24 protein-coding genes are annotated in these 21,177 nt (G+C 69.2%); 21 read left to right on the forward strand and 3 right to left on the reverse strand.

Annotation, left to right across the window (positions count from 1 at the left end):
- The first annotated feature begins 91 nt into the window (after positions 1 to 91).
- The 7 genes from OG817_RS09630 (at position 92) to OG817_RS09660 (ending at position 5,062) form a co-directional block, all read left to right on the forward strand.
- Positions 92 to 292, forward strand: a complete 201-nt coding sequence (locus tag OG817_RS09630; protein ID WP_406053334.1) for a hypothetical protein — start codon at positions 92 to 94, stop codon at positions 290 to 292.
- A gap of 52 nt (positions 293 to 344) precedes the next feature.
- The gene (locus OG817_RS09635) at positions 345 to 605 is read left to right on the forward strand and encodes a type II toxin-antitoxin system Phd/YefM family antitoxin (protein ID WP_360443861.1); all 261 of its coding nucleotides are present in this window, start codon (positions 345 to 347) and stop codon (positions 603 to 605) included.
- Entirely contained in the window at positions 602 to 1,012 is a 411-nt protein-coding gene (locus OG817_RS09640) for a type II toxin-antitoxin system VapC family toxin (RefSeq protein ID WP_406053335.1), read from the forward strand. The genes OG817_RS09635 and OG817_RS09640 overlap by 4 nt, the downstream gene beginning before the upstream one ends.
- 51 nt (positions 1,013 to 1,063) lie before the next feature.
- On the forward strand, positions 1,064 to 2,269 hold the full coding sequence (aroC, locus tag OG817_RS09645; protein ID WP_406053336.1) for a chorismate synthase: 1,206 nt from the start codon (positions 1,064 to 1,066) through the stop codon (positions 2,267 to 2,269).
- Positions 2,266 to 2,766, forward strand: a complete 501-nt coding sequence (locus tag OG817_RS09650) for a shikimate kinase (RefSeq protein WP_406053337.1) — start codon at positions 2,266 to 2,268, stop codon at positions 2,764 to 2,766. Before aroC ends, OG817_RS09650 begins: the two co-directional genes overlap by 4 nt.
- Positions 2,763 to 3,851, forward strand: a complete 1,089-nt coding sequence (aroB, locus tag OG817_RS09655) for a 3-dehydroquinate synthase (RefSeq protein WP_406053338.1) — start codon at positions 2,763 to 2,765, stop codon at positions 3,849 to 3,851. Before OG817_RS09650 ends, aroB begins: the two co-directional genes overlap by 4 nt.
- 125 nt (positions 3,852 to 3,976) lie before the next feature.
- On the forward strand, positions 3,977 to 5,062 hold the full coding sequence (locus tag OG817_RS09660) for a Gfo/Idh/MocA family protein (RefSeq protein ID WP_406053339.1): 1,086 nt from the start codon (positions 3,977 to 3,979) through the stop codon (positions 5,060 to 5,062).
- A gap of 100 nt (positions 5,063 to 5,162) precedes the next feature.
- On the opposite strand, the gene OG817_RS09665 is transcribed toward OG817_RS09660, so the two are convergent.
- On the reverse strand, positions 5,163 to 5,399 hold the full coding sequence (locus OG817_RS09665; protein ID WP_406053340.1) for a hypothetical protein: 237 nt from the start codon (positions 5,397 to 5,399) through the stop codon (positions 5,163 to 5,165).
- Positions 5,400 to 5,455: 56 nt separating this feature from the next.
- Between OG817_RS09665 and OG817_RS09670 the strand changes: the two genes are divergently transcribed.
- The 4 genes from OG817_RS09670 (at position 5,456) to fxlM (ending at position 8,668) form a co-directional block, all read left to right on the forward strand.
- The gene (locus OG817_RS09670; protein ID WP_406053341.1) at positions 5,456 to 6,052 is read left to right on the forward strand and encodes a TetR/AcrR family transcriptional regulator; all 597 of its coding nucleotides are present in this window, start codon (positions 5,456 to 5,458) and stop codon (positions 6,050 to 6,052) included.
- The gene (aroQ, locus tag OG817_RS09675; RefSeq protein ID WP_131514875.1) at positions 6,049 to 6,498 is read left to right on the forward strand and encodes a type II 3-dehydroquinate dehydratase; all 450 of its coding nucleotides are present in this window, start codon (positions 6,049 to 6,051) and stop codon (positions 6,496 to 6,498) included. Before OG817_RS09670 ends, aroQ begins: the two co-directional genes overlap by 4 nt.
- A gap of 255 nt (positions 6,499 to 6,753) precedes the next feature.
- On the forward strand, positions 6,754 to 7,419 hold the full coding sequence (locus tag OG817_RS09680) for a LuxR C-terminal-related transcriptional regulator (protein ID WP_406053342.1): 666 nt from the start codon (positions 6,754 to 6,756) through the stop codon (positions 7,417 to 7,419).
- Positions 7,420 to 7,453: 34 nt separating this feature from the next.
- A complete protein-coding gene (fxlM, locus tag OG817_RS09685; protein ID WP_406053343.1) occupies positions 7,454 to 8,668 on the forward strand; it encodes a methyltransferase, FxLD system in 1,215 nt (404 codons plus the stop codon).
- Here the strand turns inward: fxlM and OG817_RS09690 are convergent.
- On the reverse strand, positions 8,652 to 9,350 hold the full coding sequence (locus OG817_RS09690; protein WP_406053344.1) for a hypothetical protein: 699 nt from the start codon (positions 9,348 to 9,350) through the stop codon (positions 8,652 to 8,654). The genes fxlM and OG817_RS09690 overlap by 17 nt on opposite strands.
- 139 nt (positions 9,351 to 9,489) lie before the next feature.
- Here OG817_RS09690 and efp point away from each other — a divergent pair, with 139 nt between their 5' ends.
- A complete protein-coding gene (gene efp / locus OG817_RS09695; protein ID WP_360443825.1) occupies positions 9,490 to 10,053 on the forward strand; it encodes an elongation factor P in 564 nt (187 codons plus the stop codon).
- A gap of 25 nt (positions 10,054 to 10,078) precedes the next feature.
- Entirely contained in the window at positions 10,079 to 10,489 is a 411-nt protein-coding gene (nusB, locus tag OG817_RS09700) for a transcription antitermination factor NusB (RefSeq protein ID WP_131514879.1), read from the forward strand.
- A 275-nt stretch (positions 10,490 to 10,764) separates the two neighbouring features.
- Here nusB and OG817_RS09705 read toward each other — a convergent pair whose 3' ends face one another.
- Positions 10,765 to 11,277: a transcriptional regulator gene (locus tag OG817_RS09705; RefSeq protein ID WP_406053345.1), complete on the reverse strand. Its 513-nt coding sequence runs from the start codon at positions 11,275 to 11,277 to the stop codon at positions 10,765 to 10,767.
- Positions 11,278 to 11,481: 204 nt separating this feature from the next.
- Between OG817_RS09705 and pyrR the strand changes: the two genes are divergently transcribed.
- From pyrR to pyrF, 8 genes are read left to right on the forward strand one after another with little or no spacing between them, the layout of a single operon-like run.
- Positions 11,482 to 12,087, forward strand: coding sequence for a bifunctional pyr operon transcriptional regulator/uracil phosphoribosyltransferase PyrR (gene pyrR / locus OG817_RS09710; RefSeq protein ID WP_396393216.1), 606 nt, complete (start codon positions 11,482 to 11,484; stop codon positions 12,085 to 12,087).
- On the forward strand, positions 12,087 to 13,028 hold the full coding sequence (locus OG817_RS09715) for an aspartate carbamoyltransferase catalytic subunit (protein WP_406057415.1): 942 nt from the start codon (positions 12,087 to 12,089) through the stop codon (positions 13,026 to 13,028). Before pyrR ends, OG817_RS09715 begins: the two co-directional genes overlap by 1 nt.
- Positions 13,025 to 14,317 (forward strand): dihydroorotase, encoded by a 1,293-nt coding sequence (locus tag OG817_RS09720; RefSeq protein WP_406053346.1) that lies wholly within the window; start codon positions 13,025 to 13,027, stop codon positions 14,315 to 14,317. The genes OG817_RS09715 and OG817_RS09720 overlap by 4 nt, the downstream gene beginning before the upstream one ends.
- On the forward strand, positions 14,314 to 14,820 hold the full coding sequence (locus tag OG817_RS09725; protein WP_406053347.1) for a hypothetical protein: 507 nt from the start codon (positions 14,314 to 14,316) through the stop codon (positions 14,818 to 14,820). The genes OG817_RS09720 and OG817_RS09725 overlap by 4 nt, the downstream gene beginning before the upstream one ends.
- A complete protein-coding gene (gene carA / locus OG817_RS09730; RefSeq protein ID WP_406053348.1) occupies positions 14,817 to 15,938 on the forward strand; it encodes a glutamine-hydrolyzing carbamoyl-phosphate synthase small subunit in 1,122 nt (373 codons plus the stop codon). Before OG817_RS09725 ends, carA begins: the two co-directional genes overlap by 4 nt.
- Entirely contained in the window at positions 15,938 to 19,243 is a 3,306-nt protein-coding gene (gene carB / locus OG817_RS09735; RefSeq protein ID WP_406053349.1) for a carbamoyl-phosphate synthase large subunit, read from the forward strand. Before carA ends, carB begins: the two co-directional genes overlap by 1 nt.
- Complete coding sequence (locus OG817_RS09740) at positions 19,236 to 20,264, forward strand: quinone-dependent dihydroorotate dehydrogenase (protein ID WP_406053350.1); 1,029 nt, start codon at positions 19,236 to 19,238, stop codon at positions 20,262 to 20,264. The genes carB and OG817_RS09740 overlap by 8 nt, the downstream gene beginning before the upstream one ends.
- Entirely contained in the window at positions 20,261 to 21,097 is an 837-nt protein-coding gene (gene pyrF / locus OG817_RS09745) for an orotidine-5'-phosphate decarboxylase (protein WP_406053351.1), read from the forward strand. The genes OG817_RS09740 and pyrF overlap by 4 nt, the downstream gene beginning before the upstream one ends.
- The last annotated feature ends 80 nt before the right edge of the window (positions 21,098 to 21,177 follow it).

Here is a 21,177-nt window from a genome sequence, read left to right on the forward strand (position 1 = left end):
CTACCCGAAGACGGGTTTCAAGGCCCGCTCGCCCGGGCCGTCCAGTTCCTACGGTTGTTAGTAGGACACAACGATCGCCGAGGAGCGCATCATGACCCCCGCATTCTGTCGTACCGCCGGGCGCCTGGCCGTGGCGGCGCTCGCCACCACCGCCCTGGCCGGTGCCGCGCTTGCCGGCGGTCAAGCAGCCACCACCTCCACCTCCTGCCACACCTCACCCATAGTCAAAACCTTCGACCTCGTCCTCTCCGTCCGCGACGGCCTGACCCAAGAAACCCACTCCTGTCGCTGAGTTGAGGAATTCTGTCCAGTCTGTCTAGACTGTTTCCGAGGTGATGGCGACGATGTCGATCGCGGGACAGTGGCAGCTGCAGGAGGCCAAGCAGCACTTCAGTGAGTTGATCCGGGCGGTCCAGGCGGACGGTCCGCAGTTCGTGACCAAGCACGGCGAGCAGGTCGCGGTGGTGCTGGACATCCTCGACTACCGCCGGATGCGTGGGGAGGAACTCGTGGACTTCAAGGACTTTCTGGCCTCGGCGCCCGATCTGAGTGTCCTCGAGATCGAGCGGTCGACGGCACCGGCGCGCGAGGTCGACCTCGAGTGAGCTACCTGCTGGACACGAACGTGGTGTCGGAGTTCCGGCGGTCGGCGCCGCACACCGCAGCCTCGACCTGGTTCGGGTCGGTGCGCTCGAGTCAGCTGTTCCTGAGTGTCCTGGTCGTCGGTGAGATCAAGCAGGGCATCGAGCGGCTGGCGGCGCGGGATCCGCAGCAGGCGGCCGCGATCGAGGACTGGCGGCAGCGCTTGGTGAACGGGTACGGCGATCGGATCGTCCCGGTGTCGCTGGAGGTCGCCGAGACCTGGGGACGGCTGAACGCCGGCTCGTCGTTGCCGGTGGTCGACGGGCTCCTCGCGGCGACTGCGCTCGTGCATGACTGGACCCTGGTCACGCGCAACGTCCGCGATGTCGAGCCAACGGGTGTGCGGGTGCTCAATCCCTTCGGCGACTGAGCGGATGAGACCGGCGTCTGGGGAGTGGGATGGGCGTGGGAGGATTGCGGCATGCTGCGCTGGCTTACCGCCGGCGAGTCGCACGGACAAGCGCTCGTCGCCGTACTCGAAGGTCTTCCCGCTGGTGTTCAGGTCACGACTGATGACGTGGCCGACGCCTTGGCTCGTCGTCGGCTGGGCTACGGCCGTGGCGCGCGGATGAAGTTCGAGCGGGACGAGGTGACGTTCGTCGGTGGGTTCCGGCACGGTCTGAGCCTGGGCAGTCCGGTCGCGATCCAGGTCGGCAACACCGAGTGGCCGAAGTGGGAGCAGGTGATGAGCCCGGACCCGGTCGACCCGGAGACGCTGGCGGACCTGGCCCGGAACGCGCCGCTGACCCGCCCGCGCCCCGGCCACGCGGACCTGGCCGGCATGCAGAAGTACGGCTTCGACGAGGCGCGCCCGGTGCTCGAGCGGGCCAGCGCCCGCGAGACCGCCGCCCGGGTCGCGCTCGGCGAGGTCGCGACCCGGTTCCTCCGGCAGGCGTACGGCGTGACGATCGTCAGCCATGTGGTCGAGCTCGGCACCGTCAAGGCGCCGTACGGCGTGATCCCGGCGTACGACGACGTCACGAAGCTGGACGCGGACCCGGTGCGCTGCCTGGACGCGGACGCGAGCAAGGCGATGGTGGCCGAGATCGACGCCGCGCAGAAGGCCGGCGACACACTCGGCGGCGTGGTCGAGGTGGTCGTGGACGGTCTTCCGCCGGGCCTCGGCAGCTACGTGCACTGGGACCGCCGGCTGGACTCCAAGCTGGCCGGTGCGCTGATGGGTATCCAGGCGATCAAGGGCGTCGAGCTCGGCGACGGCTTCGAGCTCGCCCGGACGCCGGGTTCGCAGGCGCACGACGAGATCGTCGCCGAGGACGGCATGGTCCGCCGGACCAGTGGCCGCTCGGGCGGCACCGAGGGCGGCATGAGCACCGGCGAGACGCTGCGGGTGCGGGCCGCGATGAAGCCGATCGCGACCGTGCCGCGGGCATTGCGCACGATCGACACCAGCACCGGTGAGGCCGCGGCCGCGCATCACCAACGCTCCGACGTCTGCGCCGTACCGGCCGCGGGCATCGTGGCGGAGGCGATGGTGGCGCTGGTCCTGGCCGAGGTCGCGCTGGAGAAGTTCGGCGGCGACTCGGTCGCCGAGTCCTCGCGCAACCACAAGTCGTACCTGGCGAGCCTGCCGTCGACCATCACGCCGCGGGAGTGGGCAGAGCAGTGAGTCCGGTTGTCGTTCTCGTCGGCCCGCCTGGTTCGGGCAAGTCGACCGTCGCCGCGCTGCTCGCCGAGCGGCTGAAGGCCACCCACCGCGACACCGACACCGATGTCGAGGCCGGCGCGGGCAAGCCGATCTCGGACATCTTCGTCGACGAGGGCGAGCCGCACTTCCGTGCGCTCGAGCGGGCTGCGATCGTCGCCGCGCTGCAGGACGACGGAGAGGTGCTGTCGCTCGGTGGCGGCGCGATCCTCGACGCCGATACTCGCGCCGACCTGGCCGGCCACAACGTCGTCTTCCTGGACGTCAGCGTCGGCGAGGCCGCCAAGCGGGTCGGCCTCGGCGTCGCCCGCCCGCTGCTGCTCGGCAACGTCCGCACCCAGTTGCGCAACCTGATGGAGGCGCGCCGCCCGCTGTACGGCGAGGTGGCCAAGCTGACCGTGCTGACCGACGACAAGTCCCCGGAGCAGATCGCCGACGAGATCCAGGAGCAGCTCGGATGACCAGGATCCGGGTGGAAGCCGCAGCGCCGTACGACGTTGTCATCGGCAACAATCTGCTCGGTGAGCTGCCGGGACTGCTGGGCGAGGGTGTGCAGCGGGTGGCCGTGATCCACCCGCGCGCGCTGCGGACCAGTGGTGACGCGATTCGCGACGACCTGACCGGGTCCGGGTACACCGCGCACGCGATCGAGATCCCGGACGCCGAGGACGCCAAGACCGCGGAGGTGCTGGCCTACTGCTGGTCGGTGCTCGGGCAAGCCGGATTCACCCGCTCCGATGCGATCGTCAGCATCGGTGGCGGTACGACGACCGACCTGGCCGGCTTCGTCGCGGCGACCTGGCTGCGTGGGGTGAAGGTCGTGCACATCCCGACCACCCTGCTCGGCATGGTGGACGCGGCCGTGGGTGGCAAGACCGGCATCAACACCGCCGAGGGCAAGAATCTGGTCGGTGCGTTCTGGGAGCCGGCCGGCGTGCTGTGCGACCTGGCCGCGCTGGAGACCCTGCCGCGCAACGACTACGTCAGTGGTCTCGCCGAGGTGGTGAAGTGCGGGTTCATCGCGGACCCGGTGATCCTCGACCTGGTGGAGAAGGACCCGGCCGGTGCGGCAAGCCCGTCGTACGACGCGACCGAGGAACTCATCGCGCGGTCGATCCAGGTGAAGGCCGACACGGTCGGTGCGGATCTGCGTGAGCGGACCACGACGGCCGGGGCAGCGATCGGCCGGGAGGCGCTGAACTACGGGCACACGCTCGGCCACGCGATCGAGCGCGTCGAGCGGTACAAATGGCGGCACGGCGCCGCGATCAGCATCGGCATGGTGTTCGTCGCCGAGCTGGCCCGAGCCGTCGGTCGCCTCGACGACGCCACGGCCGATCGGCACCGCGCCGTACTCGAGTCGCTCGGGTTGCCCGTGACGTACCGCGCCGACGCCTGGCCGCACCTGCAGGACGCGATGAAGCTCGACAAGAAGACGCGGGCCGACCGGCTCCGCTTCGTCGTCCTGGACGCGCTGGCCCGGCCGACGATCTTCGAGGCCCCCGACCCCAGCCTGCTGATCGCTGCGTACGCCGAAGTCAGCTGATCGCCCGAAGTCAGCCGAGCACGGAGAGTGGCCGGAAGCGGTCAACTCGCGGGCTGGGGTTGTACATCGGTGCATTCCGGCCGAGGATTTTGGAAAAGGCTTTCCAGCTTCCTGAAGGGCACTCTATGTCTGACCGCAAGCACCGGATCGCGATCGTCGGGACCGGCGGGATCGCCCGCTCCCACGCACGGGCCGTCACCTCCCATCCGGACCGCGCCGAGCTGGTCGCGGCCGTCGACGTCGATCTCGGTCGAGCCAAGGAGTTCGCGTCCACCTGGAACATCCCCGCGGCGTATCCGAGCCTGACCGAGCTGCTCGCCGCCGGGGGAGTCGACCTCATCCACGTGTGTACGCCGCCGAACTCGCACGTCCCGTTGGCCGTGGAGTGCCTGGTGGCGGGCGTCGATGTCTTCATGGAGAAGCCGCCGACGCTGTCGCTGGACGAGCTCGACGAACTGATCGACGCGGAGGCCAAGTCGTCCGCCCAGGTCGCCTGTGTCTTCCAGCATCGGTTCGGGTCCGGCGCGGTGCGGCTGCGGCGGCTGGCGGACGAGGGTGTCCTCGGTCGTCCATTGGTTGCCTTGTGCAACACCGTGTGGTACCGGGACGACGCGTACTTCGCCGTACCGTGGCGCGGGACGTTCGACGTCGAGGGCGGCGGCCCGACGATGGGGCACGGGATCCACCAGTTCGATCTGCTGCTGTCGATCCTCGGGCCTTGGCAGAAGGTGACGGCGCTGGCGGCCCGGCAGGCACGGCCGACGCAGACCGAGGACGTCTCGATGGCATTGGTGACCTTCGAGAACGGCGCTGTCGCGTCGGTCGTCAACTCGTTGGTGTCGGCGCGGCAGACCTCACAACTGCGCTTCGACTACGAGAACGCAACGGTCGAGCTCGAGCACCTCTACGGCTACAAGGACGAGAACTGGACGGTGACCCCGGCGCCAGGCCAGGACGCGGTCGCCACCGCCTGGTCCGCGGATGCCGTCGACGTACCGAGCGGCCACGCCGCCCAGTACGCTGCCGTCCTGGACGCCCTGACCTCCGGCGCCCCGACGCCCGTCACCCTGACCGAGGCCCGCAACACCCTCGAGCTCGCGGCCGCCATCTACGCCTCGTCCTTCACCGACAAGCCGGTCCACCGCGGCGAACTCGCCCAGGGCTCCCCGTATGCCAGCCGCATGGGCGGGCCGGGCGCCCCCTGGAGCTAGGCGCCGAGATCGCGGTGCATGGATGGCGGGTTGTGTGACGGCTGGCGTGTTGTTTGCCCGTCAGCGGTGACACAACCCGTCATCGGGCCAACGTGCCTGGTCAGTGCAGCTGACGGAGTTCGAGGTTGCCGGCTTTCGCGGGCAGTTTGTCGAGCAGGCGGCGGATGTCGCTCATCGCGCGTTCGTCGTCGACCTTGGCGGCCGTGACGGCCGAGTGGTCCGGCGTACTGTCGTGCTCGAGCAGCTCGATCCGGCCGCGCAGCGCGGTCTGCCGTCGCGACGAGCGCAGTACGTTGCTGCATTCGTGCCCGGCCATCACCAGGTCGAGGTCCCGCATCACCCTCCTTGAAAAGTTTAACCCGGTCAATCTTTTGCCCAGGTTAACATGAGCCTGTGACCGGACTCAGGGAGCGGAAGAAACAGCAGACGTACGACGCTTTGTCGCAGGCGGCGATCGCGTTGTTCCTCGAGCGCGGCTTCGACGAGGTCTCGGTCGCGGACATCGCGGCAGCGGTCGATGTCTCCAAACCGACGCTCTTCAAGTACTTCGCGACCAAGCAGGACCTGGTGCTGCACCGGATCGCCGATCACCAGAACGAGGCCGCTCGTGTTGTGGCGGCCGCTGCGGGATCGCCGATCGAGGCGTTGCATCGGCACTTCCTGGCCGGGCTGGATCTCCGCGATCCGGTCACCGGGCTGAGCGACGTACCTCAGGTGCTCGCGTATCACCGGCTCGTGTTCACGACGCCGGCGCTGTCGACGCGGATGCACGAGTTCATGGACGAGGACGAGCGGGCGCTGGCGGAGGCGCTCGGGGGAGACGCGACGGCTGAGCTGACTGCTGCCCAGGTCGTGGCGGTCCAGCGGGTGCTGGCCCGGCGCAACTGGTCGGCCATCGATGCCGGCAGCTCTGCGGCGGATCGCTACCCGGCGGCGGTCGCGGAAGCCGACGCGGCCTTCGGGAGGCTGACCACTAGGGTGGTCCCGTGACTGATGTGAGTGGGCGGCGGGTGCTGGTACTGAACGGGCCGAACCTGGGGCGGCTCGGGTCGCGCGAGCCCGATGTGTACGGCGCGACGACGTTCGCCGACCTGGTGGCCGACTGCGAGAAGACCGGCGCCGAGCTCGGGCTGGACGTCGAGGTGCGGCAGACCGACGACGAGGCCGAGTTGGTCCACTGGCTGCACGAGGCGGCCGACGGCAAGATCCCGGTGGTGCTGAACCCGGCGGCCTTCACCCACTACTCCTACGCCCTGCGCGACGCCTGCTCCCAGCGCACGGCCCCCCTGATCGAGATCCACCTGACGAACCCCGCCACCCGCGAGGAGTTCCGCCACACCAGCGTGGTCGCGGGCGTGGCCACCGGCACCATCGCCGGATTCGGCGCCGATTCGTACCGCCTCGCGCTGCGCGCGATCACCTCACTGACCGCCTGATTCGAACCAAAGTGCCCTTTCGGGCATCTAGGGAGCGTGGGGCCGGCCGGGGGCGGCGATGCGGCCAAGAGATCAGGCTGAGATGCCGGTGAAATGTGGATGCCTCACGCTAGGGATCGGGTCGTGTTGTGGCCGTCACCAGTTCTTAAGGCTGCTGAAGGCCAGGGGTCACGATCGGAATCGACGATGTGGGGGCTTCGCGTGACTTCGGATTCGGTCCGTTCCGTTCATCAACGCTCTGGGGGAGTGACAAGAATGACGACGCAACAACCTATTCCGGTCTGGGTGAAAGCGCTGGACCCGCTGTCGCAGTTCGGGCTCGTGCACGCGCTCAGGCAGCGGCCGGAGATCGCGATGATCAACGAGACCGACCTGGCCGCGCTGCAGAGCCAGTCGACCGACCGCACCGCCCCGCCAGCGGTTGCCTTGATCGCCGTCGACTCGCTGGACGCGGCCGCGGTCCAGGTGCTCCGGTCGGCTACTCAGCGGGGGTGCCGCCGGACTGTGCTGATCGGCAGCGTGATCGACGACGACGCGTTGATGACCGCGGTCGAGTTGGGGGTGTCCGGCGTACTCCGGCGGACCGAGGCGACGGCCGACCGCATCGTGCACCTGGTGCAGTCCGCCGCTGCGGGTGACGGCAGCCTGCCACCCGATCTGCTCGGCCGGTTGCTCGGTCAGGTGTCGCGGATGCAGCGGCACGTGCTCGCACCGCGCGGGCTGTCGCACACCGGGCTGTCGGACCGCGAGACGCAGGTACTGCGCCTGGTGGCCGACGGCAAGGACACCCAGGAGATCGCCCGGGAGCTGTCCTACTCCGAGCGCACGGTGAAGAACGTCCTGCACGACGTCACCAGCCGCCTGCAACTGAAGAACCGCTCGCACGCCGTCGCCTACGCCCTGCGTGAGGGCCTGATCTAGCCCGTTCGGGTCGGCGCGCGACTACGCTGGATGCATGACAGATCACCGCAGCGACGCGGCCCAGGCCGATGCGCTGCGTGCCGCGCTGACCCGGCATCTGGTTGCCGAAGGCACCATTCGGGACGAGCGGGTGGCGGCGGCCTTCGCCAGCGTGCCGCGGCATCTGTTCGTCCCCCGGAGCAGCCTCGACATCGCCTACGCCGACGACGTCGTACTGATGAAGCGCAACGCGGCCGGGGTGGTGATCAGCTCGGTGTCGCAGCCGAGCATCGTCGCGCTGATGCTGGAGCAGGCCGAGGTCCGTCCCGGCGATCGTGTGCTGGAGATCGGTTCCGGCGGCTACAACGCCGCCCTGCTGCGCGAACTGGCCGGACCGAAGGGCGCAGTGACGACGGTCGACATCGACCCCGAGGTCACCGACCGGGCCCGGGTCGTGCTCGACGATGCCGGGTACGGCGATGTCCGTGTGGTCGAGGCCGACGGGGAGTTCGGCGTGCCGGAGGACGCGCCGTACGACCGGATCGTGGTGACCGTGACGGCGTGGGACATCGCGCCGGCCTGGAGCGATCAGCTCGGCGCCGGCGGCCGGATCGTCGTACCGCTGCGGCTGCGGGGGCAGACGCGGTCGATCGCGTTCGACCGGGTGGACGAGCATCTGGAGAGCCGGTCGACGACGCCCTGCGGTTTCGTCTCCATGCAGGGAGCGGGGGCGAACTACGAGCGGCTGATCTCGATCCGGGGTGACGCGGCGAGTGTGAGCTTCGACGAGGACCAGGTGCCGGAGGAGCACCCGTTCGACGGGGTCCTGGACCAGCCGCGCGAACAGGTCTGGTCAGGCGTCGTGGTCAACCGCGAGGAACAGCTGTCGGACCTCCAGCTCTGGCTGGCCAGCACACTGCCCGGGTACTGCGTTCTGTCCGCGCAGCGATCGCTCCAGGAGGAAGGCGTGGTCACGCCGTCGCCGCACTGGGGAGCGGCGGCGGTGGCAACCGGCGACAGCGTGGCGTATCTGACGTCGTGTCCGGCCAAGCGGCGGCCGGAGTCGCACATGGAACTCGGGGTGAACGGCCACGGCCCGGACGCGGATGACCTGATCGACCGGCTGATCGACCAGGTGCGGATCTGGAACCGGCGGCTTCGGCACGGTCCTGGGCCGCGCTACCGGGTCGACGCGGCCGGGACCGAACCGCCCGCCGGGTTCCACATCGACCGGCGGCACAGCAGCGTCACCGTCAACTGGCCGGGGTAGTCCCGGGGCGCGCCGCGTTCCGGACCGTCTCCCAGAGCTCGTCGATGTCCGAACGGTCGTCGGCCTCGGGCTTGTCGACCCAGCCGCTGGCCCAGGTCTCCTCGTCGCGGTCCAGGTCGAAGATCGACTCGGCGAACGCAGCCGAGCCGACGTACCGGGTGTCCTCGTCGGCCTCAGGCTCAGGAGTCTCCGGCGCCGGCTTGTCCTGTGCCGGTTTGCTCGCGGTTCCCGTTGGCTTGGCGGCGGTCGGAGCGATCAGGGCGCGGGCGTACTCCTGCGCTTCCAGGAGGCCCATGTCCTGCTCGTCGGAGAGCAGCCGGACCGCGCTCACCTCGTGGCCCGCCATCATCAGCTCCCGCACCCGGGCATCCGTGTCCTGCCGCGGCGGCGTCTCATGCCGGGCCGCTTGGTACTGCGACTGCTGGTACGGACCCGGTTGGTACGGCTGGTACTGGGCCGACTGGTACTGCGGCGGCTGTGCTGGCTGGGCGGGCTGCGTGTACTGGGCGTACTTCGGCCCGAGCTCGAGCGGCGGGCCGCCGTTCTTCTGCACTTCGGTCTGGATCCGGTTGATCACCGCCTGGACGCGGGCGTTCGGCGTACCGCTTCCCTTGCTCTGCTGCTTGGCCTTGGCGACCAGGCTGACGATGATCATGATCACGACGAAGATCGCGAACTCCACGGCTGACCTCCTGTCCCGGTGTCCCGATGGTCCAGCCTACGGGCCGTCGGGGGCCGCCCGCCGCCGCGGAATCGGAGGATGCGGGTGTGACCGCTACAATCCGGTGTTACCGCTGATCGATTTCGAAGGGCATACCCGCGTGGCAACGACGAACGACCTCAAGAACGGCATGGTGCTCGACCTGGACGGGCAGCTGTGGTCCGTGGTCTGGTTCCAGCACCACAAGCCGGGTAAGGGCGGCGCCGTGGTCCGGACGAAGCTGAAGAACGTGCTGTCCGGCAAGGTGGTCGACAAGACCTTCAACGCCGACGTCAAGGTCGAGGTGGCCACGGTCGACAAGCGCGACATGACCTACCTGTACAACGACGGCTCGGCGTACGTCTTCATGGACAAGTCCACCTACGACCAGCTGCAGATCCAGCCCGAGGTGGTCGGCGACGCCTCCCACTTCCTGCTGGAGAACCAGGACGCGATCGTGGCCGTTCACGAGGACCTGCCGCTGTACGTCGAGCTCCCGGCCTCGGTCGAGCTCACGGTCGAGTACACCGAGCCGGGTCTGCAGGGCGACCGCTCCAGCGGTGGCACCAAGCCGGCCAAGCTGGAGACCGGCTACGACATCCAGGTCCCGCTGTTCCTGACCACCGGCGAGAAGGTCAAGGTCGACACCCGCACCGGGGACTACCTCGGCCGCGTCACTTCCTGACGTTCGAGAGAGCTGACAACAGAACATGTCTGCCCGTAGCAAGGCCCGTAAACGCGCACTCGACGTGCTGTTCGAGTCCGAGGTCAGGGGACTGCCGGTCGGCGGCACCCTGGCCGACCGGGTGGCGGACAACGACCCGCCGGTGAACGAGTTCACCGTGGCGCTGGTCGAGGGTGTCGCGAAGCACATCGACGTGATCGACGACCTGCTGCAGACGCACTCGGTGGGCTGGTCCCTGGACCGGATGCCCGCGGTCGACCGCAACATCCTGCGGATCGGGACCTACGAGCTGCTGTTCGACGACCAGGTGCCGGATGTGGTCGCGGTGAGCGAAGCGGTCGCGATGGCGCGCGACCTGTCGACGGACGAGTCGCCGGCGTTCGTGAACGGCCTACTGGCCAGACTGCTGCAGTTGAAGCCCACCCTCGGCGTCTGAGGAACGAGGGGGGCGAGCCCTCCGGGAAATCGGGCCCGGTGACCGTCTCGGTACGGTCCCGGGCCGGCTTGTCGTCCCCGTGGTGTGGCGCGGGGGGAACGGCCCCGGCCTGGCGCGGCGGGTCTGGTGGCGCCCGCCACTGGTCCCGCAGCTTTCAGTACTGCGTCTTCGGTACTGCGTTCCTGCTTGTTCTGGTCAAGCCCGGCCCCGGAAGGGAGCGGGCGGGCGGCCGCGGGCCAGCTGCTACGAGCCCCGACCGTCTCTCACGCCTCGCTTCAGGCGCCGGCTACCTCGGCCTCCTCGACGTCGCCCTTCGCCTCCGGGTTCAGTACTCCCCAGGAGATGAAGCGCTCGGTCAGAGTCGTCGGCGACTCGTCGTAGATCACCGCGAGCGTGCGCATGTCGTCCTGACGGATCGACAGCACCTTGCCGTTGTAGTCCCCGCGCTGAGCCTGGATCGTGGCCGCGTACCGCGTCAGCGGACCGGCCTCGCTCGCGTCGAGGTGTTGCAGAGCCTCCAGGTCGAGGATCAACCGGGGCGGAGCGGCAGCCGCAGCGGCCGCGCTGGCGGAACCAGGCAGCAGTTCACGGATCGGCACGCCGTAGAAATCGGCGAGCTCCGCGAGCTTCTGGACCGTGACGGCCCGATCGCCGCGCTCGTACGAGCCGACGACGACCGCCTTCCAGCGACCCTTGGACTTCTCTTCCACGCCATGCAGCGACAGTCCTTGCTGCTGGCGGATGGCACGTAGCTTGCCACCCAGTGTCTTCGCGTATTCGCTAGGCACGCTGGTTCTTCCCTCCGACTAGTTTCGTCTGGTCCGGCCTGCCGGAACGGGCCGGTCGGTGAAACCCCCTCGATTACACAGAGTAACAATATTCCGGGCCAGAGGCCAGCGTCAAGACGGCGTGTCACATCCGATACCATGTCAAGCGGTCCGAACGTCCTTTAAAGACCCGTCCAGAGAGGCGGGAAAGGAGGAACGGTAGCGATGAGCCCTGCCCACAGCGCAGAGTCCCCAGACTTCGCGGCCGCGCCGAAACCGGCGCCCCGCACGGTCCTGGACGCTTCCGACATTTCCCGGGCATTGACCCGGATCGCGCACGAGATCCTCGAGCGCAACCGCGGTGCCGACCCGGTCGTCCTGCTCGGCATCCCCACCCGAGGCGTCGGCCTGGCCCGGCGTGTCTCCGACCGGATCGCGGCGGTCGAGGGGCAGAGCGTACCGACAGGGTCACTCGATGTGACCATGTACCGCGACGACATCCGGCTCAAACCACCCCGTGGCCTGGAGCACACCGACATCCCGCCCGGCGGCATCGACGGCAAGGTGGTGGTGCTGGTCGACGACGTGCTGTTCTCCGGCCGCACCATCCGGGCCGCGCTGGACGCGATCGGCGACATCGGCCGGCCGCGCGCGGTCCAGCTCGCGGTCCTGGTCGACCGCGGCCACCGCGAACTGCCGATCCGCGCCGACTACGTGGGCAAGAACCTGCCGACCTCCCTGGTCGAGCGCGTCACCGTCCACCTCACCGAGTACGACGGAGCCGACGCGGTCCTGATCGCGGACAAGACCGGAACGGGGGCGAAGGCATGATGCGGCATCTGCTGAGTGCGGGGGATCTGAGCCGGGACGAGGCGCACCTGATCCTGGACACCGCCGAGGAGATGCGGTCGCTGGCCGACCGCCCGATCAAGAAGCTGCCAGCGCTGCGCGGCCGGACCGTGGTGAACCTGTTCTTCGAGGACTCCACCCGGACCCGGATCTCGTTCGAGGCGGCGGCCAAGCGGCTGTCCGCCGACGTGATCAACTTCTCCGCCAAGGGCTCCAGTGTGAGCAAGGGCGAGAGCCTGAAGGACACCGCGCTCACCCTGCAGGCAATGGGCGCCGACGGCGTGGTCTGCCGGCACGGCTCGTCCGGCGCGCCGCACCTGCTCGCCACCTCGGGCTGGATGACCGGCTCGGTGGTCAACGCGGGCGACGGCACCCATGAGCACCCGACCCAGGCGCTGCTCGACGCGTTCACCATGCGCCGTCACCTCGGCTCGCTGGAGGGTCGCCGGATCACGATCGTCGGCGACGTACTGCACTCCCGCGTCGCCCGGTCCAACGTGCTGCTGCTGTCCACGCTCGGCGCGGACGTCACCGTGGTCGCGCCACCGACACTGTTGCCCGTCGACATGACGAGCTGGCCGTGTGTCACGTCGTACGACCTGGATGCGGCGCTGCCGAAGAGCGACGCGGTGATGATGCTGCGGGTGCAGCGGGAGCGCATGAACGACGCGTTCTTCCCGAGCGCTCGCGAGTACACCCGCCGCTACGGGCTCGACGTGCACCGGATGGCGCAGTTGCCGGACGAGGCGATCGTGCTGCACCCCGGCCCGATGAACCGCGGCATGGAGATCAGCGCCGATGTCGCGGACTCGACCCGCTCGGTGATCGTCGAGCAGGTCACCAACGGAGTGGCCATCCGCATGGCCGTGCTGTACCTACTGCTGTCCGGAAGCAACGAAACCACTGAGGAGCAGACCGCATGACCGCGTACCTGATCACCGGAGCCAACATCCTGGGCGGTGAGGTGGCGGACCTGCTGATCGACAACGGCGAGATCGTTGCTGTCGGCACCAACCTCGAGACGCCGGCGGACGTGGAGACGATCGACGCCAAGGGCCTGATCGCGCTGCCCGGGCTGGTCGACCTGCACACGCACCTGCGCGAGCCCGGCCGCGAGGACGCCGAAACCGTCCTCACCGGCACCCGCGCCGCCGCGCTGGGCGGATTCACCGCGGTGTTCGCGATGGCCAACACCGACCCGGTCGCCGACACCGCCGGCGTCGTCGAGCAGGTCTGGCGCCTCGGCCGCGAGGGCGGGTACGCCGATGTGTTCCCGATCGGCGCGGTCACGGTCGGCCGGCAGGGGTCGCAGCTCGCGGAACTGGGCGCGATGGCGGACTCGGCCGCGCGCGTGCGGGTGTTCTCCGACGACGGCGACTGTGTCTGGGACGCCGCGCTGATGCGCCGGGCGCTGGAGTACGTGAAGGCGTTCGGCGGCGTGATCGCCCAGCACGCGCAGGAGCCGCGGCTCACCCAGGGCGCGCAGATGAACGAAGGAGCGCTCTCCGGCGTCCTCGGCCTGACCGGCTGGCCGAGTGTCGCGGAGGAGGCGATCATCGCTCGCGACATCCTCCTGAACGCGCACGTCGGTTCGAAGCTGCACATCTGCCACCTGTCCACCAAGGGCTCGGTGGAGATCGTCCGGGCGGCGAAGCGACGCGGTCTCGACGTGACCGCCGAGGTCACCCCGCACCACCTGCTGCTGACCGAGGATCTGGCCGCCTCGTACAACCCGGTCTACAAGGTGAACCCGCCGCTGCGGACCAAGGAGGACGTCGAGGCGGTCCGCGAGGGCCTGGCCGACGGGACGATCGACATCGTCGCCACCGACCACGCGCCGCACCCGATCGAGGACAAGGACTGCGAGTGGAGCGCAGCGTCGCCCGGCATGATCGGTCTGGAGACCGCGCTGAGTGTGGTCCAGCACGCGATGGTCGACACCAAGCTGCTGACCTGGGCCGAGGTGGCCGACCGGATGAGCTACCGCCCGGCCGAGATCGGCCAGATCGGTGACCACGGCCGTCCGCTCGAGGCCGGTGCGCCGGCGAACGTCGTACTGATCGATCCGGCGGTCGAGCGGACCGTCGTACCGGCGGAGTCGGCGTCGCTGTCGCGGAACTCGCCGTTCGGGGGGATGACCCTGCCGGGCCGGGTGGTGGCCACGTTCCTGCGCGGTACGCCGACCGTCCTGCACGGAAAGCCGGCCCGGTGAAGGCCTTCCTGGGCATCTTCGGCACGCTGCTGGTGCTCGCGCTGGCGTACTACGGCATGCTCCGGGGCTGGCGGAACCGCCAGGCCCGGCAGGCCGAGCTGGCACCGCTGCCCGCAGTGCCCGAGAACGACAAGAACTTGTTCAATCAACGGGGCGTGGAGGGCATCTACGTCGCCACCACCTCGGCCGGCGACTGGATGGACCGGATCGCCGTGCACGAATTGGGCGTCCGCAGTATCGCGGACCTGGCCGTCAGCGAGGCCGGCCTGATCTTCCACCGGCAGGGCGCGGCGGATGTGTTCATCCCCGCGGACCACCTGACCGCCGTCCGGACCGACCGTGGCATCGCCGGCAAGGTGACCGCGGAGAAGTCCGGCCTGGTGGTGGTCACCTGGAACCACGACGGTCGCGAGCTCGACACCGGCTTCCGTCCCCGCCGCAAGGCAGACACCGCACCGCTGACCGAAACCATCGCGACCGTGATCGGAGTCGAGCAAAGATGAGCCAGCCCGCACTGCTGGTCCTGGAGGACGGCCGGTCATTCACCGGTACGTCGTACGGGGCGACCGGCGAGACGTTCGGCGAGGCGGTGTTCACCACCGGGATGACCGGCTACCAGGAGACGCTGACCGACCCGTCGTACCACCGCCAGATCGTCACCCAGACCGCACCGCACATCGGCAACACCGGCGTGAACGACGAGGACGACGAGTCGCAGCGGATCTGGGTCGCCGGGTACGTCGTTCGCGACCCGGCCAGGGTGCCGTCGAACTGGCGCGCCACGCGTTCGCTGGACGACCAACTCAAGGGCCAGGGCATCGTCGGGATCTCCGGCATCGATACCCGGGCACTGACCCGGCACCTGCGCGAGCGCGGCGCGATGCGGGCCGGGATCTCCACCGAGATCCTCGACCCGGACGCGCTGCTGGACAAGGTCCTGCAGCAGCCACCGATGGTCGGTGCGGACCTTGCCTCCGAGGTCACCACGTTCGAGCCCTACGTGATCCCGGCCGACGGCGAGAAGCGGTTCACCGTGGTCGCGCTCGACCTCGGGATCAAGTCGATGACGCCGAAGCGGATGGCCGAGCGCGGCATCGAGGTACACGTCCTGCCGGCCACCGCGACGCTGGAGGAGGTGCTGGCGGTGAACCCGGACGGCATCTTCATGAGCAACGGCCCGGGCGACCCCGAGACCACCGAGCACCCGACGGACCTGCTCAAGGCCCTGCTGCAGCGGGGCAAGCCGTACTTCGGGATCTGTTTCGGCAACCAGGTGTTCGGCCGGGCGCTCGGACTGGGCACGTTCAAGCTCAAGTACGGGCACCGCGGGATCAACCAGCCGGTGCTCGACCGAGCCACCGGCAAGGTCGAGATCACCGCGCAGAACCACGGCTTCGCGGTGGACGCGCCGATCGAGCAGACGGTCGAGACCGAGTATGGAACGGCTGAAGTCAGCCATGTTTCCCTCAACGACAACGTGGTCGAAGGGCTGAAGCTCACCGGGAAGGACGGCCGGGTGCTGGCGTTCTCGGTGCAGTACCACCCTGAGGCGGCGGCGGGTCCGCACGACTCCGCGTACCTCTTCGACCGGTTCGTTCAGCTGATGGAAGGGCGGGCCTGATGCCGCGGCGTACAGACATCGAGTCGGTCCTGGTGATCGGCTCCGGCCCGATCGTGATCGGTCAGGCCTGCGAGTTCGACTACTCCGGCACCCAGGCCTGCCGGGTGCTGCGCGAGGAGGGGTTCCGGGTCGTCCTGGTCAACTCCAACCCGGCCACGATCATGACGGACCCGGAGTTCGCCGACGCCACCTACGTCGAGCCGATCACTCCGGAGTACGTCGAGAAGGTGATCGAGAAGGAGCGCCCGAACGCGCTGCTCGCGACGCTGGGCGGCCAGACCGCGCTGAACGCGGCGATCGCTCTGCACGAGAACGGCGTACTGGAGAAGTACGGCGTCGAGCTGATCGGTGCGTCGGTCGACGCGATCCAGCGCGGCGAGAACCGCGAGTCGTTCAAGCACATCGTCGAGAACCTCGGCGCGGAGGTCGCGCGGTCGCGGATCTGCCACACGCTGGACGACGTGTTCGGTGCGGCCGGTGAGCTCGGCTACCCGCTGGTGGTGCGGCCGTCGTTCACGATGGGCGGCGTCGGCTCCGGGATGGCGTACGACGAGGCGGACCTGCGCCGCATCGCGGGCGCCGGACTGCAGGCCAGCCCGACCACCGAGGTGCTGATCGAGGAATCGATCCTCGGTTGGAAGGAGTACGAGCTGGAGGTGATGCGCGACAAGGCCGACAACGTCGTGATCATCTGCTCGATCGAGAACGTCGACCCGATGGGCGTGCACACCGGCGACTCGGTCACGGTCGCGCCGGCGATGACGCTGACCGACCGCGAGTACCAGGTGATGCGGGATCTTGCCATCGGCATCATCCGCGAGGTCGGCGTCGACACCGGCGGCTGCAACATCCAGTTCGCGGTGAACCCGGCCGACGGCCGGCTGATCGTGATCGAGATGAACCCACGGGTGTCGCGCTCGTCCGCGCTGGCGTCCAAGGCGACCGGCTTCCCGATCGCCAAGATCGCCGCCAAGGTGGCGATCGGCTACACCCTGGACGAGATCCCGAACGACATCACCCGGCAGACGCCGGCCAGCTTCGAGCCGACGCTGGACTACGTGGTGGTGAAGGTGCCGCGGTTCGCGTTCGAGAAGTTCCCGGCCGCGGACGCCACGCTGACCACGCACATGAAGAGCGTCGGCGAGGCGATGGCGATCGGCCGCAACTACACCGAGGCACTGCAGAAGGCGCTGCGCTCGCTGGAGAAGCCGGAGGCCCGGTTCTCCTGGGCCGGCTCGCCCGCGACCGACCTCGAACCGTTGCTGGAGGCAATCAAGACGCCGCACGACGGCCGGTTGCGGACCATGATGGACGCGATCCGGGCCGGGGCGACGCCGGAGCAGATCTTCGATGCGACGAAGATCGACCCCTGGTTCGTGGACCAGCTCTACCTGATCCACGAGATCGCCCTGCAGACCGCGGCCGCGCCGCGCCTCACGCCGGAGGTGCTGCGACTGGCGAAGCGGCACGGGTTCTCGGACCGGCAGCTGGCCGAGATCCGGGGGCTGACGGAGGACGTCGTCCGCGGGGTCCGGCAGGCGCTCGGGATCCGGCCGGTCTACAAGACGGTCGACACCTGTGCGGCCGAGTTCAAGGCCGAGACGCCGTACCACTACTCGTCGTACGACGAGGAGACCGAGGTCGCGCCGCGGACCGAGCCGGCTGTGCTGATCCTGGGGTCGGGGCCGAACCGGATCGGGCAGGGGATCGAGTTCGACTACTCCTGTGTGCACGCGTCGATGGCGCTGCGCGACGCGGGCTACTGCACGGTGATGGTGAACTGCAACCCGGAGACGGTCTCGACCGACTACGACACCTCGGACCGGCTGTACTTCGAGCCGCTCACCTGCGAGGACGTGCTCGAGATCGTGTACGCCGAGATGCAGGCCGGACCGGTCGCCGGGGTGATCGTGCAGCTCGGCGGGCAGACGCCACTGGGTCTGGCCCAGCGGCTCGCGGACGCCGGCGTACCGATCGTGGGTACGTCGCCGGAGGCGATCCACCTGGCCGAGGAGCGGGGCGCGTTCGGGAAGGTGCTCGCGGACGCGGCGCTGCCGGCGCCGAAGCACGGTACGGCGATGTCGGCCGACGAGGCGCGTGAGGTCGCCGAGGAGATCGGGTTCCCGGTGCTCGTGCGGCCGTCGTACGTGCTGGGCGGCCGCGGGATGGAGATCGTCTACAGCGAGGCCGAACTGACCGCGGCGCTGGGACGGCTGAGCGGTGGCACAGGATCGTGGGAGCATCCGGTGCTGATCGACCGGTTCCTCGACGACGCGGTCGAGATCGACGTCGACGGGCTGTTCGACGGCGAGGAGTTGTTCCTCGGTGGCGTGATGGAGCACATCGAGGAGGCCGGGGTGCACTCCGGTGACTCGTCCTGCGCGCTGCCGCCGATCACGCTCGGGAACGCGGACATCGAGAAGATCCGCCAGTCGACCGAGGCGATCGCGCGCGGCGTCGGCGTACGGGGTCTGTTGAACGTGCAGTACGCGCTCGCCGGTGACGTGCTGTACGTGCTGGAGGCGAACCCGCGGGCGTCCCGGACGGTGCCGTTCGTGTCGAAGGCGACCGCGACGCCGCTGGCGAAGGCGGCGGCCCGGGTGATGCTCGGTGCCACGATCGCGTCGCTGCGCGACGAGGGCATGCTGCCGGCCGAGGGCGACGGCGGGACGCTGCCGACGTCCACGCCGATCGCGGTGAAGGAAGCCGTGATGCCGTTCAATCGGTTCCGGACCGTCGACGGCCGGTCGGTGGACACCGTGCTCGGGCCGGAGATGCGCTCGACCGGTGAGGTGATGGGTATCGACGACACGTTCGGTACGGCGTTCGCCAAGTCGCAGGCAGGGGCGTCGCAGCCGCTGCCGGGCGCCGGCAAGGTGTTCGTGTCGGTGGCGAACCGGGACAAGCGGCACATGATCTTCCCGGTGAAGCGGCTGGCCGATCTGGGCTTCGAGATCTACGCGACCGACGGGACGGCCGACGTACTGCGCCGCAACGGGGTCGAGGCGATCACGGTCCGCAAGAACAGCCAGGGTCCGGGCCCGAACGGCGAGCCGACCATCGTCCAGATGGTCCACGACGGCGAACTCGACCTGATCGTCAACACCCCGATCGGGATCACCCAGGGCGGTTCGCCCCGGCTGGACGGATACGAGATCCGCAGTGCCGCGGTGGCCCGGAACATCCCGTGCATCACCACGGTGCAGGGACTGGCGGCCGCGGTGCAGGGGATCGAGGCGCAGCGGGCCGGTGACATCGGCGTACGGTCGCTGCAGGACTGGGTGCCGAGGATCCGCGGTGTATAGCCGCGTCGTCCGGCCGGTCCTGTACCGGCTGGGGAAGGGCGACGCCGAGGTCGCGCACGAGCAGACGCTCAACGCCCTGCGACGGCTGGGCCGCGTTCCGGGTGCCGTCCGCTTGATGTCGCGTTTCCAGACCGGCTCGGAGCGGACGGTCTTCGGAGTGCGCTTCCCGGGTGCTGTCGGCCTGGCCGCGGGCATGGACAAGAACGGGATCGCACTGCCGGCCTGGCGGGCGCTCGGGTTCGCGTTCGTCGAGGTCGGCACCGTCACCGCGCACCCGCAGCCCGGGAACGAGAAGCCGCGGCTGTTCCGGCTGGTCGAGCACGAGGCCGTGATCAACCGGATGGGGTTCAACAACCTGGGCTCCGAGGCACTCGCTGCCCGGCTGGCGGCGTACGGACCGCTCGGCTATCCGCTGGGCGTCTCGATCGGGAAGTCGAAGGTGACCCCGCTCGAGGATGCCGTCGAGGACTACGTGACGTCGCTGCGGCGGCTCTACCGGTACGGCGACTACTTCGCGGTCAATGTGTCGTCGCCGAATACGCCGGGGCTGCGCTCCCTGCAGGATGCCGGGCACCTCCGCGAGCTGCTGACGGCGCTGCGGGCCGAGGCTTCGTCGTTGAGCGTCGGCGGTCTGGACGGGAAGCCGATCCTGGTGAAGATCGCGCCGGACCTGACCTCGTCGGCGATCGACGAACTGCTGCAGGTCTGCACCGAGGTCGGCATTGCCGGGATCATCGCCACCAACACCACGATCGGCCGGCCCGGGGTGGAGTCGCACCCGCTGGCGTCGGAGACCGGCGGCCTGTCCGGGCGGCCGCTGACCGAGACGGCGGCCAAGACGGTCGCCCACATCCATGCGGAGACCGGGGGAACCCTGCCGATCATCGGTGTCGGCGGCATTCTCGACTCCGCCGACGCGGCCCGGCTGTTCGACGCCGGAGCCAGTCTCGTCCAGATCTACACCGGGCTGATCTACCGCGGCCCCGGCCTTGTCCGTCAGATCAATCGGGGAGTGAGATGAGTAACCAACCCTTCGGCGCCCGGCTCCGGGCCGCCATGGACACCCGCGGCCCGCTGTGCGTGGGCATCGACCCGCATGCACATCTGCTCGCCGCCTGGGATCTGCCCGACGACCCGGACGGCCTCGCGTCGTTCACGTACGGCGTAGTGGACGCGCTGGCGGACCGGGTTGCGGTGTTCAAGCCGCAGTCGGCGTTCTTCGAGCGGTTCGGCTCGGCCGGAATCGCCGTTCTCGAGCAGGCGACCATCCGGCTGCGGGAGGCCGGTGCGCTGGTCATCATCGACGCCAAGCGCGGTGACATCGGCTCGACCATGGATGGGTACGCGGCGGCGTACCTCGCGGAGAAGGCGCCGCTCGCGTGCGACGCGTTGACAGTCAGCCCGTACCTCGGGTTCGGGTCGCTGCAGCCGGCCATCGATGTGGCCCGGGAGTCCGGCGCCGGTCTGTTCGTGCTCGCGTTGACGTCGAATCCGGAGGGACCGCAGTTCCAGTCGGCTCGGACCGCGGACGGTCCGACGGTGGCGGGCGCCGTACTGGACGGGCTGCGGTCGCTCAACGCCGGCGCTGAGGGGCTGGGGTCGTTCGGTGCGGTCGTTGGCGCGACCATCAAGCCGACCGAGGAGGTCCTCGACATCAACGGTCCGCTGCTGGCGCCCGGGCTCGGCGCCCAGGGCGGCACCGCCGAGGGCCTGGCCGCCGTGTTCGGGGCGGCGGTGCGCAACGTCGTACCGTCCAGCTCGCGGGAGATCCTCGGTGCCGGTCCCTCGGCCTCCGGTTTGAAGGATGCCGCCGACCGGGCCAACGATGCGTTCCGGACGGTGCTGGGTTACTGACAAAGGCCGGTTTGTTCGGTAGAATTTGATTTACCAAATGGCGCGATGAATTTCGCGCCATTTGGTGTTTTTTCTTGTAT

It is taken from the genome of Kribbella sp. NBC_00889 (assembly GCF_045207705.1).
GTDB lineage: Bacteria > Actinomycetota > Actinomycetes > Propionibacteriales > Kribbellaceae > Kribbella.